Source organism: Streptomyces sp. NPDC032721 (assembly GCF_055579625.1).
Map to the genome: position 1 here is coordinate 1 of NZ_JBVIMX010000052.1, position 12,786 is coordinate 12,786.

The window sequence follows — 12,786 nt, forward strand, 5'->3', positions numbered from 1 at the left end:
GCCGTCGTTCTGGGGGGGGGAGAGAGGGGGGGGGGGGAGAGGAGGGGGGGGGGGGGGGGGGGGGGGGGGGGGGGGGGGTGGTTTTTTTTTTCCCCCCCCCCCCCCGCCACGAGCACGAGGGCAGTGATGGATCGCGACACCTACGCCAAGAACTTCGCCAAGCGCCGAGATGGCGAATGGGCCGAGATGTTCCGATGGGTGCCCAGGATGTACCGAGCGGCCGCCTCCCGGCTGGAGAAGCTGGAACGGCAGGCAGAGCGGCAGTTCCCGGGTGTCTTCGACCGCCTGGAGCAGGCGCGCGACGCGGCTGAAGAGACCATCCCGGCCTGGTGCTGGCTGCCTGTGACCCACGTTCAGCAGGTACTCGCCGACCACTATCCGCACCGCACCACCCGGGCCCCCGGCGCAACCGGCGCGGGGCTCGCCGTCATGGCCGCCAGCGACGCGGCCAGGCTCCAGGCGATCGGAGCATGGAGGGCCGCCGGACGGCACATGGTCAACATCCACGACGCCACCGTCCTCGAGTTGAGGAAGGCTGGTGATCGGATGCCCGTGGACCTGCCCCAGCGCTGGCCCCTCCACAGCCTCTACGTCGTCTCCGAAGCACCTAGCGGTGCGCTGGGTGCATTCCTCTACCTGGAGTGGAACGAACGAGAGCAGCGCGCCGAACTGCGCATCGCCCCGGACGTCGCCCCCACCGCCGCACTCGACCGAGTTCCCGTCCAGCCTCTGCACCTGGAGGGCGGCACTGTGACGGAGGCCGCCCGCCGAACCGTACTGTCCGTCCATGCCGGTCTCGACACCGCTCTTGGCACGGAGACGCTTCCCGACATCTCGCCGGGCAGCGCCGTCGACGAGGCAGCCCAGGTGATCGCCACGAAGAACGCCTTCTGGGTGGCGGCGGCCGACTGGCTGGCCTCCGATCGCCCCACGACGTTCGACGCGGCCTTCTTGGCCGGAGCCGAGCCCGTGGCCGACTGGCCACCCGCCAAGGTCCAGGGCACAGGCCGCGCCCCGCTGCTGTGGCTGGCCGGCCCCGCCAGCTGAATCGACAGGCCCGCCGCTACCTCCGCAGGCCCAATCGCCGTGCGTACGGCTCGGCCCTACAGCAGATCGACCTCGGCGTCGACGTACCCGAATGCGTGGGCCATGTGCACCAGGGCCTCCCGCAGCAGGCGCTGCCGCTCGGCGCGGTCCATGGTCGGCGCCACGGTGATGGCGACGGCCAGCTGCGACCTGGCGCCGCCACCGTTCGGACCGAACGGCGTCAGGTCGACGAGCGAGTCCAGGACCGGACGGACGCCGTTGCCGGCGGGCTGCTCGCACGTGATCCGCAGCTCGGTAGTGGGCGGGGCGGCCCACGACAGCGAGGCCGGGTCGCCGACGACCTCGGGTAGCAGCTCGGCGGCCGTCTCCCACGCGGCGAGGAGCACGGCCTGGACCTCGTCGAGACCCAACTGCGTGTCCCATCCGGGTCCGATGGCCGCCGCCCACGCCTCCGGGCTCTCGATCAGGACGTCCGCACAGGCGACCACGGTGGACTCCATCGTGGTGGGCAGGGCGACCATGACGGAGGCCTTCACGGCCGGGGTGCCGTCGGGCCCGGCGATCGTGCACGTGTAGCCGGCGGAGCGGACCGAGTTGCCGAAAGGCCCCCGCTCCCAGCGAGCGGCGGCCAACTCCGCGCCCCTGCGGCGGGACAGCAGCGTCACCGCGCCGGCCACCGCACTGTGCGGAAGCAGCTGCTCAAGCTGTGTGCGCCGGGACTTGTTGATCTCCAGCGTTCTGGCCTCGGCCCAGGGCAGGTTCACCAGAGCCCGCAGGCGCAGCGCCGGCGACTGACCGCCAGTCCCGACCTCGGCCGAGCGGCCCTGGTCCAGGCTGAAGTGGGGGATCGGCTGCCACCCCCACACGCCACGTCCCGAGCATGTCAGCCGACCCGGCCCCCACGAGCCCCCGTCGAGGTCCACGCGGCGTGCGTCGGCCGGGATAACCCACGGGGCGTCCGTACCCGCCGGAGGGCGGGGGAAGCCGACGGCCGCCAGCGGATCCCGACCGCCCGGCGCCCGCCGGCCGGTTTCGATGAGCGCCTGCCAGACCGGCTCGGCGACGGCGACCGGAGGGCGCCCGGGCACCAGGCACAGCACCCAGCCCGGTTCACCGTCGACCTCGTGCCGCAGATCCTGCAGCGCGGCCGCGCCCTGCGCCCACGCCTCCCCGGTCGGCTCCCCCAGCCCCGCGTCGGCGAGCTGCTCGTAGGCCGCCCTCATCTCCCGCTCACGGTCGGGCAGGCCTTGGCCGACGCGCAGCCCAGCACTGGTCCCGGCTTCGGAAACGGCCTCCCGTACGAGCTCGGCCAGAGCCTGGGCAGTGGGCACGCCAGCGGCCCTGACGCCGGCGGAGAGCAGTTGCACGATCTCGGCCCGGGGCAGCCAGTACGTGCTGTCGCCGTCCCGCATCGGCACCGCCACCGTGTCCTGGCGCGGCGCACCGGGTTTTCCCACCGGGGCCGGCACCGCGAAAAGCGCATGATCGGTCTGCGCGGGGACGTCGATGAACAGCACCTGCTCCCCGCCCGCCCCCGACCATCCGACGCGCACCCCACGGGGAGCCGGGGAGATGCGCTGACGGATCAACTTGCGGATCTGGTCCACGTTCACTACGGCCGGGTCGAGGCCGACGACACGGTCCAGGACCTCCTCGTCATGCTCGAGGCGGGTGGAGATGCCAACGACGATGACCCCGCCGCCTCCGTTGGCGAACGCCGCGACGTCCTTGCTGAGCTCCTCGACCGCCTTGGGGTCCGCCAGTTGATAAGGGGCCGTCTTGGCGTCGAGCCACTGCGTCTCGCGTATTCCGAGTAGGGAGCCCGGCTCCTGGGCGTCCAGCGCGGCCAGCGCGCTCTTGAGATCCATCACCACCTCGGCAGTATCCACCGCCGCACACGCCGGACCACCGGATTTCGAACTTCCCACCTCTCGCACCGGCGTAACGACCTGCGCGCTTGAACCACGAGGTGCAACGGCGTGCGCCCACTCGAGCTACGGCCGGGACCGGGTGTGCGCAGGCCGCGCCCGCAGCGACAGCAGCAGCTCGCGGGCCGCGGCCGCGTCACCGAGGGCGCGGTGCCGGCCACCGAGCCGGAGGCGAGTGGTGGTGCCCAGCCACATCGACCGGCGCTTCATCAGACACTGCCAGGACTGCGCCGAGTGCAGCCGGCCCGGATCGGCGCCGAGCGCGCGGGCGTGGCCGACGGTCATCCGCCTGTCGAAGTCGCTGTTGTAGGCGAGGAGGACCCGGTCGCCGACCGCAGTCAAGACCTCGGGCAGGACGATGCTCCACGACCTGGCGCCGGCCACCATGGTGTCGGTGATCCCATGCACCCGGGTGGCCCCTGCCGGGATCGCGATGCCCGGGCCGGGGTGGACGAGGGTGTCCATGAGGACGGAACCGTCGTGCGCGTCGACGGCGGCCACCTCGATCACGCGATCCGTGGGAGACAGGCCGGTGGTCTCCACATCCAGGACGCAGGCAACGCCCGGCTGGACCATTTCGTGGGCCCAGTGCATGGTCTGGCCCACCGGGCCGAGCAGCGTCAGTCGCTGGGCATCGACAGCCCGAACGAGCCGCAGCGGCAGCAGCGCCATGACCTCGTCGCGGCCGGGCCCGCCGCCGTGCGCCGGTGCCCAGTCGAGCGTCCACCGGTCCGCCGCCGCGCTGTACCGCGCCCAGGCGTCCACCCCGTCGGCACGCAAGGCCGCAGTGACGTCGTCGACCAGCCGGGCTCGCTCGAAGACGGACCCGGCGAGCTCACGCCAGGGTGAGGGACGCCGGGACTCGGCGCTGCGCGCCGCCGACCAGTCCAGCGGTTCGGCCGCGACGGCGTCGAGGACCGAGACCGCGAAGCGGAGGGCTCCGGTGGCGCTGCGCCCGCCGGGGGCGAGAAGCCCGGCCTCGACGAGGTAGTCGAGCTCGCGCCGGCGCAGCCCCAGGTACCGTGCAGCCTGCTCGGGACCGAGGAGCCCGCCGTCTCTGGCGACCGCGGGCGCGGGGACGGGTGCCGTGACCTTACGGTCCGTCTGCTGGGCTTGCATCATCGCTTCCCTACACCTTCGGGCCGTCGTCCGGGCCGGTCATGGCGGCGACGTGGAGAACGCCCCTGGTGCCAAAGACGGTGTGGAACATCACCAGGCCGCCGGCCCGGTCGGTCCCGGAAGCCGCGTCGCTGAACCAGCGGCTGGAGCGCAGCGCCTGGGCGACGCACTCGGCGACCGCATCGCCGACAGGCGCGACCGACGTGTCGGGCGCCACCAGCTCGGACAGGTCCCCCAGGTCCATGCCGTAGTGCTCCAGGTGCTGGATGAGCAGGTGGGCCAGGGCACGCGACGGGTCGCTGGTGTGGCGCTGCCCGTCCTCGGGGTCCATCAGCCCGGGGAAGACCACGGCGCGGGTGAAGAAGTCGCACAAGGCCCCGAACAGCTCCGGGTCTGGGGCGTGGCTGCGTTCGTCGCGTGCCTTGAGGGCCCACTGCAGGATGACGTCCACGTGCGCGCGCCGCGCCCGTTCTGCAGAGTCCGGCGCGACGGATCCACCGGCCCCGGGGGCATCGGGATCGGCGATGCCGATGACTTCCGCGTGCAACTGCGCCTCGACAGGATGAACCCCGTCCAGCTCGTCCTGCCACCGGTCGAAGGACGCGGCTTCCTCCTCGGCCCGCTGATAGGCCGCGTCGTACTTGTCGTCGCCCAGGATCGCAGCCGACTCCGCCCACTGCGAGAGCAGCTCGGCGTGCTCCCATCGGTCCTCGGATGCGGGCAGCTGGTCGCCGCGCCCGTCCATGAGGGCCGGCAGCAGCGCGGTGATCGCCTCAGGTGCCGCCAGCACCGGCACCGGCAACGCAACGAGCTTGTCGTCGCCCCGCTCCTGGTACGCCCAGCCCGTGGACGAGCTCCACACCAGCTCCAGCCCGTTCGGCCACTCCTCGCCGGTCAGCTCCGCAGAGCCGCCGATCCACGCCCACCGGGCCTCCGTCGCGCCTCGCGCATCTGCCCGACGCACTGCGAACTCGGCATCCGCGTAGCCGGCGCGTGCGAGAGCACCCTCCACGAAGCGCGGGTACTTCTTCCAGCCCCTGAACTGGTCCACGGTGTGCCCTCTCCTGCTGCTCCGGACGGCCTTGCATGTCTCCTGGTCAGCCTGCCAGCCGCCACCGACACCACCCAGCCGGCGATCGAACGCGAACCGAAAGCGCGATCGGCAGTGCGACCCGAGCCCCTGCGGCCACGAGGCACCCGCCAGGCCCATCGCCGAGCCGACGGCCGTAGTCCCGGCCACCCGCTGGTGCAGTCTCCGGACGAAACCGGCCCTGGCGCAGCCGCACGCTGCCAAAGTGGCAGCCATGGAATCCGTCGACACCGCCCTGAACCGTGTCTGGCCCGCCCATCTGCGCACCGACCGGCTCCTCCTGCGGCCGGTCACCCAGGAAGACAGCCCCCTGGTGGGCGCGTTGTTGACCGACAACCGGGTCCGCGCGCACCTCGGCGGTCCGGTGGCGGAGGATCGCGTCGCCGCCCGGCAGGCCGCCTACCCGACGACGGCCGGCGCGTTCACCGTCGTCCGCACCGCCGATCAGCGGCCGATCGGCCTGGTGACCATCGGCGCCGACCACCGGTGCGAGGGACGCGCCGAAATCTCCTACCAGCTGCTCCCCGCCGCCTGGGGAGATGGACTGGGCAGAGAAGCCGTCGCGGCGGCCGTCAGCTGGTGGACGGACGCCGTCCCCGGCGGTGGCCCGCTGGTGGCCGTCACCCAGAAGGCCAACCTCGCCTCGTGCCGCATGCTGGAAGCGATCGGGATGAGCGTCGTCGACGAGCTCGACGAGCTGCGCGCCAGTGCCTCTACACCCCCGCGGGCGACTAGGGCGGGACCTGCATGAGCTTCACCGGCCCGACCCACCGGCCGGGCCGGGCCCGAGGCCGCGGAACGGCGGGAGACTGCCACACGGCGTTCACTCGGCGAGCCTCCCCACGAGTCAGCTGCCGCGAGCGGCGTCACCGCCCACATCGTCCTCCGCGTCCCGGGTGCTGTCAGCCTCGGTGAGCCTGGCGGGGGCACCGTAGAAGTTGCCGAAGGCCTCGACCCCGCGCTTCCCCTCCAGCTGAGCGAGCAGCGCGGCCGCCGCCACGCCGCGAGCAAGTTCACTCGCGGTCCGGACCACACGGCCCTGGGCGCGCCCAGACCGCGGACGACCATCACTGAACTGCAAGACATCGCCGTTCTCGCCCAAGCTGCCGCCAGCGCGCTCGGCTTCACCGCGCAGCCAGTTCTCGGCCTGCCCACGAGAATGTCCCCATCGCTTGAGGTTGTGCGCCATTTCGGCGCCGCACAGCGGGACGGCGAAGTCCAGAAAGAGCCGCAACTCATCAACCGGATTCAAAGGTTCAGGCTGGCGCACAGAAGAATCTCCCAGAACGTAAAGAGCTGGACGCTCGAAAATCAGGGGTTAAAGAAGCGGTTGCGTTCCCGGGGAAAGCGAGCAAGAGGCGTCGGTCGGGAAAACGCCGTCACGATCGGGCCACACGGCCTGCCAGTACGGCACGGCGGTCTCTCGGCCGTACACCGCCCGCAGCATCGAGAAGGGCTCCAGGGACGCCACGGGGCGCATGAGCAGCTGGAATCCGTTCGAAAGGAGGCCATCCAGGGCCTCACCGTCAACCGGACCAGACGATCCGGCGAACCGCTTGGTGAGGGAGTGGAGCAGGCCCTGCATCACCCGGATATCCAGGCCGGCCATCACAAACTCACACCCCAGAGATTCGTGCAGACCGACGGTGTAGCAATAGGCGGCAGAGCTTTCATCACCTAGAACTGCCTGGATAGCGAACCCATGCTCCGCGATAACGGAACGCAACCGGGCAACGTACGCCGTCATGAAGTCGGGCGGACACACCGGGCAGTCCTCGTCTCCACAAGAATCGTGAGGGCGGCCCTTCGGCAAGACGTTGGCTGCGGCCTCGGGTGTGAAGTCGAGGTCGCGGACGACCAGCTGGGACGGGTCAGCGTCCGGACGGGATGACTCCAGAGCCGGGAGATCGATCAGGCCCCAACGGCCCTGCGACCGGTCGCCGCCCAGGCACGACCACCCGTATGCCTGGCCGCTCGCGTCGTCGACCTCCACGACGTACCACTCCCCCTCGGCGGAGACGTACCGGAGGCTGACCACCCTGTGCTCATGCGGCTCCAGGACGGTTGCCCACAGACCCGGGATCTCGGCCAGCACCTCCGGAGCCGGGTAGAAGCTGTGGCCGCGCTCCTCGCGCCACAGCTCGGGCGGCCGCGTCCGGACCGGAGCGCCCCCCTGCGCAGAGCCCTCGGGGGCGGGCTGCGCGCGGAAGATGGCCCCCTGCTCCACATCCGGGTGATGGATCGACACCTCGTCGCCGTCCCAGCGCACGCTGCACGCCTCCAGGTCGACGGGCAAAGCGAGCAGTTCGGGGACGGTCTCCATCGCCCGGAGAAAGAGGGCGATGAACAACTCTTCGTGATCGCCAGTATCGGCGACCGTGGTTCGCTCCCAGGGGTGCCCGAGGACGCGCATGCGGATGTCCGCCATGATCAGTTCTCCAGTGAATCGTGGGGTGGGGACGCCGACGAGGGCCTGGCCGAGGGTGTGCGTCGCCCCTCGGGCGATCGCGCACACCACAGGCCGGTCGGCTTCGACAGGGTGAGAAGAGGAAAGGGCGGCCCGGATCAGGAGCCGGACGCGTGCTGGGCCCGGTATTCGCCCACCACGGCGAGCACGGCGACGCCGAGCAGATCGGCACCCTTGCCCGTCATCCAGTCGCCGAGTGTCGCTTCCGGGCTGCCGCTGAGGCGCTCGATGAGCTCGTGCACGCCGACATGCGGAACGCCCTCGGCATCACAACCAGCCTCGAAGTGACCGAACTTGGGGACGTACGCGTGGTAGTGCCCGTCGGCACACCAGTGAGGGTCCTGCCACAACTCGTACACCGCGTTCGGGGCGTCTTCCTCCATCCGCGCGGCGACCTCCTCGCAGAGGCCCAGCGCGGCGTCCCGGGCGCGGTAGGTCTGCCCCAGGATGAGGGCCTCGGCGGGACCACGCTCGTACTCGCCGCGGAGTCTGTGCTCCCGCATGAGGTCGAGAAGTGCGACGACCTCGCCAGCGGGAGCCGAATGGATGCGAAGCTGCAGATCAGCAGACACGTTTCTTCCTGGGATCGAGCGCCACGGCGGGCGCACATGAAGTGGGAGAGGGCACCGCCGCGGGCGTTGTCGGCAGAGGAGAAGGGCGCCCGCCGCTCGGCCGGCGCCCCCGCACGCGCGGGGCCCGGATGGTGCTTGGTGTGGGCGGTTCTTTGGCCGTCTGGCGTGGTGACGAACCCTCCTGAGCGCAGTCCGTCAGAGCTGCGAGGCCTCACGCCGCCAGCTGCGCGTCTCGGCGCGGCGAACCAGACGGCGGAACCAGGGCCCCTTTTCGCCCTCATCGCTGTACCGGCCCGGCAGGATCTTGCTCCCCACGGAGCCGGTACGGGCGTTCTTGACCTTCCGTCGCCTCGCGCGACGCTTCTTCGCCCCGGTTCTCGGGACGGGGGTACTCATGTTGAGATCAACTCCGATTCGTCCCGATGCCTTACGCGGCGTCGTTCTCGACGCAGTCGGGGCAGTCGTCGGGACAGCGGTTGTGGGTGCCGTAGGTGTGAACCTGACAGCGCACACAGGGGTCGACGGAGGCGACGTAGCCGCCACCTTCGGTGCGGGTTTCCCCGGCCCAGTCGTCAGCCGGGATCCCAGTCGGTTCGTTGCAGTGGCCGCAGTTGACCTCGCCGCGACGGTAGATGGCCATCAGCCCTCACCGACCATCACCGGCACGCCAGACGTGTGGCACTCCTGGCCGAGGCCGGGCAGGAAGTGGTGATCCAGTCGGCCGTCGACCAGTTCGACAAGCCCACCGCATCCGGCCGCCGGACAGCGGACGACCTTCACCCGGCCCTCGTCGTCGAGAAGAGGTTCTTCGTAAGCGATGGCCACAGCGGTCTGCTCACCCTTCAGGCGCACGGAGAAGGCCACCGGGACGCCCGCCGCCATGTCACCGAGGCACGACTGGCACAGGGGCAGCCTCCGGGATCTCGCCGCGGCTTCCGGCGATGGGGTCACAGGGCGACCGTCAGGAGCGACGTAGGGCGGCAGGCCTGTTTCGGGGTCGATCAGAATGCTCGGGGCGGTGTGCCGTTCCAGCTCGTGAAACTTCGTCTGGGCACCGCAACAGGGGCACTGCATCAGATAGAACAACGGGGCTCTCGCGATCGTCGAAGTGGCGTGGACAGACGCAGACAGCCCTGTGAGAAGGGTCTTTCCTCTGCGTGGCTGTTCCAGGGAGACCCAGCTGGCGACCTTGGTCGGTTCCTCGACCTCGACTAGGCCGCGGGCGACGGTCTGCTGCTTGGGTGTCGGCGGCCGGCTCGTGCGCTCGGCCTTACGAAAATGACAATACACATTGAAAGCGCAATGTGCAACATGCCTTGCGACCTCATCCGTGCCTCTTCGCACGCTGCTTGCAGGGGCCGCCCGTCACTCCCCCCTTCGGATGCCGCAGGCGCCGAGACTCACCGACCGGAAACCAGGGCCGCGCAGGCGGTGAGGGTGTCTAGGAGTCAGCTCCGCCCTCAAACAGGTGCGTTCTCCGGCACCTCCGGCCGCCGGAGTCGTTGACCCGGTATGAGCGTCCAGCGCCTCCTCGACACCGCCTTCGCCCGGGCGGCCGTCCCAGGCGCCCGTGCCGGCGCCTTCGACGTCGCCGACCTGGGCTCCGGCCCATGGAAGGAGTTCCTGCTCGGTTCCCGCAGAGGAGCGGGCAGGACGGGCTCCTGGGACGAGCAACTGGGCATTCTATGGAGACGCCTGGTCACGGAGTGCGGCGTCGCGCAGCAGCTCGCGGCCGGGTACGACATCGACTGGGAACAGGTCCCGCAGGAGACACACGCTGCTCTCGCGCTGACCGGGCCAGGAGGCATCGTCATCGACGTCGCCGCAGACGCGCTGGCGACCCGGCGCGCGGACTGGGAGCGTGAACGGCGCTATGCCCGGATCCACCGCCGCCTGTCCACCGACCTGACCGGCCTGGTGCCCGCGGACGTCGGTGCCGTGCGGTCCGCCCTGCTGGATGAGAGGGATTTTCGCACCAGCGACTACCGGAACCCGAGAGGGCAGTTCCTTCGGTGGGTGAGGACTCTGACCGGCACGGCTGCCTATCTCGCCGCCGCGCACATGGTGCCCGCCGAGCTCGCCCTGGACGTGGCCACCACCGCCCCCCTCGATGAGCAGACCCGCGTCGCCCTGCGGCTGCCAGCCCCCTGGTCACTCGTCGTCCACGAACCCGTTCCCGTCCACGCCATCGAGGCCGATGACGACGAACTCGCCGCGCTCATCGAAGCCGGCGTGTGCGTAGGGCCGGAACCGGCTGTCCTCGGCGCTCTGCTCGCAGCCCGCCCCGACTGGGGACTCGACACCACGTCCGGGTTCCTGCTCCTGTCCGCTCTCGACGCCGACGGAACACGGCGCTGTGTGCTCCAGCCAGCCGCGTACGGCGACCACGCCGGCGGCCGCGCCCTGTACGGGTACGCTGCGCAGCTCGCCTTCGGCCGGTGGGTACCCCCGCCCGCTCTTCCCGACCCCGGCCCGCGGCCGCTGTCGCGCAGTACCCTGGGCCGGATCGCTGCGAGCGAAGCAGGCCGCGCAGGCGGCTTCCACGCCGTACGCGTCCTCGACTTCACCCCGCCACCAGAGAACACGCCCGAACCACGTATGGCGCCGACTGGCACCCGGGGCCCGCTCGCGTACGGCACGTTCCGCCGAGCGCACTGGAGCTCCGCGACACGAATCGGGATCCGCGACAGCGCCGGCAAGCTCGTCGGACCGGTCTACAAGGACGGTGCGATCGAGGGCGCCACGTTCACCCGGGAGCGCCGCTTCTTCCCCCGCACCCGGATCCGCCCCGACCTCCCCTTGGCCCCCTCCACCACGGTCTACCGGGTCCCGAACCCAGGAAACCTGGACCGCTGACTTCTGGCATGTTGCGCGCTCGGCGACCGGCGCCAGTGACTCCTTGGTGTTCAGCACGAGACCGGCGAACCCGCCTGCGGCGTTATAGGCGACCGAGCTTGCGCGGTCGGGGACCATGATGGTTCCGGCGGCCGCGTCGGGTGGTGCTCTCAGACCGTGGCCTGCAACGGCCAGGACTGGTCGGTGGTGACGTGCCCTGGCCGGACCCACTTGGTGACGTGACGGGCGAACTCAGGGCGGGCGAAGGCGGCGGCGTCGCGCACCACGTACCCCTCGTCGCGGTCGGTGTCGGTGCTGGCCTCGAAGATCCGGTGCAGCGCGGCCGGGCTGAGGCGAGGCCCTTCGTAGAGCACCGGGACCGTGGCGAGCCCGAGCAACTCCGCCCACTCCGTCGTCTCGGCCCAGGACAGACAGGTGTCGCCGGCCCAGACGGAGAAAACCATGAACTTCGGCAGCGGGCGGGTGTAGCGCAAGGAGTGCGTGACGGTCAGGTTCTCGCCGCAGACGAACCAGCCGGGCGGGATCTCCGCGCGGAAGGCCGCCGCATACGCGCGCATCTCGTCTTGCCAGGGCCGGCTGCGCCCCGTGGGAGAGCGGGCGTACATCCCGTCGCCGTGGACGGTGGTGTTCTCGCCGTCCATCTTCAGGGTCATCACGATCCGCGCGTCGGCCTCCGGGACGAACGCGTCCCAGTCGGCCCATTCATCGTCGGCCGTGGCCCCCGGTGAGCCGGGCAGATGGGGGGTACGCGGGTAGCGAGGGTACTGCGAACGCATACTGGCCCCCTTCGAGGGCTCGGAACGGAACGTTTCGGTGCTCAGCGGATGCTGTTCAGCCCTTGCTAGCGGGGGACTGGGGGAGCCGAATGACGCGTCCACCGGTGCTCAACGTCCAGATTTCATCGGGTGGTTCGGTCAGTGCCGGTACTGGATCTGATGACCGACGCCGCCACACCAGCATCCTGGCGGAACCGTCCGCGCTGGGAAAATCCTCCACCGCCTGCTGCTTGGGCCACCGGACTACGCCGTCGTAGTACACCTTGCCGGCCTTGTCCTTCACCCGCTTTTGGAACGCCGAGCTGGGTACGGCCAGGTTCGGCGCGAACTCCATGCTGCCTCCCGTGCTCACCTGGAGTCCCGTTCGCGGTACGAACACCCAATACACGGTCATCTTCGGTTGTTCCTGTGTTCCTGTTCGTGTGTGGTGGTCGGCCCGCCCCTGTGCCCCGGGATGGAGGGGGTGTTGGGGGCTGGGGCAGGGCCGCCATTGAGCTTCTAGCTCAGGTGGCCTGGTCGTCTGCTGCTCGGGGCGCGCGCTCCGGCATCCCGGTTTCCGTGAGGCGGACGATTCGGGTGTAGCTGACGGTGGAGCGGTAGTTCTCCATCCCGTCTTTGATCTTGAACTTCCGCCCGTCCGACGTGTGGATCAGCTCCCGGCCGATCTTGGCCACGGTGACCATCGTGTAGCCCCAGTGGACCTTGCACGTTTCGTACTGGGCGAGCTGGTCACCGACCTTGACGCCCTGGAGCCGTGGATCTGGGGTCCGCACTGCCTCGCTGAAGTCCACGGAGGTGTTCTCCCTCTTGATCTCGCCCAGGCCGCGCCGAAGCTTCGGCGGTCGGTGGGTGGGTGTGGGTGCCCGGCCCCGGCCCTGTGGAGGGGGGTGTGGGGGCCTGGGGCCGGGCTGTGGGCGCGGGCGGCCCTCCG

The 12,786-nt window shown here is 70.5% G+C and carries 15 protein-coding genes; 3 read left to right on the forward strand and 12 right to left on the reverse strand.

Annotated elements, in window-relative coordinates; all coding sequences use genetic code 11:
* Nucleotides 1-126 precede the first annotated feature (126 nt).
* Entirely contained in the window at nt 127-1,047 is a 921-nt protein-coding gene (locus ACZ5PB_RS43105; protein ID WP_468699177.1) for a hypothetical protein, read from the forward strand.
* 56 nt (nt 1,048-1,103) lie between these two features.
* On the opposite strand, the gene ACZ5PB_RS43110 is transcribed toward ACZ5PB_RS43105, so the two are convergent.
* From ACZ5PB_RS43110 to ACZ5PB_RS43120, 3 genes are all read right to left on the reverse strand, one after another.
* Nucleotides 1,104-2,915, reverse strand: coding sequence for an RNA-binding domain-containing protein (locus tag ACZ5PB_RS43110; RefSeq protein WP_468699179.1), 1,812 nt, complete (start codon nt 2,913-2,915; stop codon nt 1,104-1,106).
* Between the two features lie 126 nt (nt 2,916-3,041).
* A complete protein-coding gene (locus ACZ5PB_RS43115; protein ID WP_468699180.1) occupies nt 3,042-4,097 on the reverse strand; it encodes a 3'-5' exonuclease in 1,056 nt (351 codons plus the stop codon).
* Between the two features lie 7 nt (nt 4,098-4,104).
* A complete protein-coding gene (locus ACZ5PB_RS43120; RefSeq protein WP_468699182.1) occupies nt 4,105-5,145 on the reverse strand; it encodes a hypothetical protein in 1,041 nt (346 codons plus the stop codon).
* 253 nt (nt 5,146-5,398) lie between these two features.
* On the opposite strand from ACZ5PB_RS43120, the gene ACZ5PB_RS43125 reads away from it, so the two are divergent.
* Nucleotides 5,399-5,935: a GNAT family N-acetyltransferase gene (locus ACZ5PB_RS43125; RefSeq protein ID WP_468699183.1), complete on the forward strand. Its 537-nt coding sequence runs from the start codon at nt 5,399-5,401 to the stop codon at nt 5,933-5,935.
* A gap of 96 nt (nt 5,936-6,031) precedes the next feature.
* Here the strand turns inward: ACZ5PB_RS43125 and ACZ5PB_RS43130 are convergent, their stop codons facing one another.
* The 6 genes from ACZ5PB_RS43130 to ACZ5PB_RS43155 all read right to left on the reverse strand — a co-directional run bounded on the left by ACZ5PB_RS43130 (nt 6,032) and on the right by ACZ5PB_RS43155 (nt 9,105).
* Nucleotides 6,032-6,454 carry a hypothetical protein gene (locus ACZ5PB_RS43130; protein WP_468699185.1) on the reverse strand — a complete coding sequence of 141 codons (423 nt, stop codon included), beginning with the start codon at nt 6,452-6,454 and terminating at the stop codon, nt 6,032-6,034.
* 48 nt (nt 6,455-6,502) lie between these two features.
* Nucleotides 6,503-7,612 carry a DUF4262 domain-containing protein gene (locus tag ACZ5PB_RS43135; RefSeq protein WP_468699187.1) on the reverse strand — a complete coding sequence of 370 codons (1,110 nt, stop codon included), beginning with the start codon at nt 7,610-7,612 and terminating at the stop codon, nt 6,503-6,505.
* A 137-nt stretch (nt 7,613-7,749) separates the two neighbouring features.
* On the reverse strand, nt 7,750-8,223 hold the full coding sequence (locus tag ACZ5PB_RS43140) for a hypothetical protein (RefSeq protein ID WP_468699189.1): 474 nt from the start codon (nt 8,221-8,223) through the stop codon (nt 7,750-7,752).
* Between the two features lie 195 nt (nt 8,224-8,418).
* Nucleotides 8,419-8,619 (reverse strand): hypothetical protein, encoded by a 201-nt coding sequence (locus ACZ5PB_RS43145; protein WP_468699190.1) that lies wholly within the window; start codon nt 8,617-8,619, stop codon nt 8,419-8,421.
* 31 nt (nt 8,620-8,650) lie between these two features.
* Nucleotides 8,651-8,863: a hypothetical protein gene (locus ACZ5PB_RS43150; RefSeq protein WP_468699191.1), complete on the reverse strand. Its 213-nt coding sequence runs from the start codon at nt 8,861-8,863 to the stop codon at nt 8,651-8,653.
* Nucleotides 8,863-9,105: a hypothetical protein gene (locus ACZ5PB_RS43155; protein WP_468699193.1), complete on the reverse strand. Its 243-nt coding sequence runs from the start codon at nt 9,103-9,105 to the stop codon at nt 8,863-8,865. The genes ACZ5PB_RS43150 and ACZ5PB_RS43155 overlap by 1 nt, the downstream gene beginning before the upstream one ends.
* 630 nt (nt 9,106-9,735) lie before the next feature.
* On the opposite strand from ACZ5PB_RS43155, the gene ACZ5PB_RS43160 reads away from it, so the two are divergent.
* The gene (locus ACZ5PB_RS43160; RefSeq protein WP_468699194.1) at nt 9,736-11,079 is read left to right on the forward strand and encodes a hypothetical protein; all 1,344 of its coding nucleotides are present in this window, start codon (nt 9,736-9,738) and stop codon (nt 11,077-11,079) included.
* A 149-nt stretch (nt 11,080-11,228) separates the two neighbouring features.
* Here ACZ5PB_RS43160 and ACZ5PB_RS43165 read toward each other — a convergent pair whose 3' ends face one another.
* The 3 genes from ACZ5PB_RS43165 to ACZ5PB_RS43175 all read right to left on the reverse strand — a co-directional run bounded on the left by ACZ5PB_RS43165 (nt 11,229) and on the right by ACZ5PB_RS43175 (nt 12,646).
* Entirely contained in the window at nt 11,229-11,855 is a 627-nt protein-coding gene (locus ACZ5PB_RS43165) for an RNA ligase family protein (RefSeq protein WP_468699196.1), read from the reverse strand.
* 55 nt (nt 11,856-11,910) lie between these two features.
* Complete coding sequence (locus ACZ5PB_RS43170; protein ID WP_468699197.1) at nt 11,911-12,189, reverse strand: hypothetical protein; 279 nt, start codon at nt 12,187-12,189, stop codon at nt 11,911-11,913.
* A 169-nt stretch (nt 12,190-12,358) separates the two neighbouring features.
* Nucleotides 12,359-12,646: a hypothetical protein gene (locus ACZ5PB_RS43175; protein WP_468699199.1), complete on the reverse strand. Its 288-nt coding sequence runs from the start codon at nt 12,644-12,646 to the stop codon at nt 12,359-12,361.
* Between the last annotated feature and the right edge of the window lie 140 nt (nt 12,647-12,786).

Coding starts and splice junctions, on each gene's coding strand:
- ACZ5PB_RS43115 (WP_468699180.1), bottom strand. CDS start 4,097: ATGATGCAAGCCCAGCAGACGGACCGTAAGGTCACGGCACCCGTCCCC.
- ACZ5PB_RS43170 (WP_468699197.1), bottom strand. CDS start 12,189: ATGGAGTTCGCGCCGAACCTGGCCGTACCCAGCTCGGCGTTCCAAAAG.
- ACZ5PB_RS43145 (WP_468699190.1), bottom strand. CDS start 8,619: ATGAGTACCCCCGTCCCGAGAACCGGGGCGAAGAAGCGTCGCGCGAGG.
- ACZ5PB_RS43160 (WP_468699194.1), top strand. CDS start 9,736: ATGAGCGTCCAGCGCCTCCTCGACACCGCCTTCGCCCGGGCGGCCGTC.
- ACZ5PB_RS43110 (WP_468699179.1), bottom strand. CDS start 2,915: ATGGATCTCAAGAGCGCGCTGGCCGCGCTGGACGCCCAGGAGCCGGGC.
- ACZ5PB_RS43165 (WP_468699196.1), bottom strand. CDS start 11,855: ATGCGTTCGCAGTACCCTCGCTACCCGCGTACCCCCCATCTGCCCGGC.
- ACZ5PB_RS43125 (WP_468699183.1), top strand. CDS start 5,399: ATGGAATCCGTCGACACCGCCCTGAACCGTGTCTGGCCCGCCCATCTG.
- ACZ5PB_RS43155 (WP_468699193.1), bottom strand. CDS start 9,105: ATGGCGGCGGGCGTCCCGGTGGCCTTCTCCGTGCGCCTGAAGGGTGAG.
- ACZ5PB_RS43150 (WP_468699191.1), bottom strand. CDS start 8,863: ATGGCCATCTACCGTCGCGGCGAGGTCAACTGCGGCCACTGCAACGAA.
- ACZ5PB_RS43135 (WP_468699187.1), bottom strand. CDS start 7,612: ATGGCGGACATCCGCATGCGCGTCCTCGGGCACCCCTGGGAGCGAACC.
- ACZ5PB_RS43105 (WP_468699177.1), top strand. CDS start 127: ATGGATCGCGACACCTACGCCAAGAACTTCGCCAAGCGCCGAGATGGC.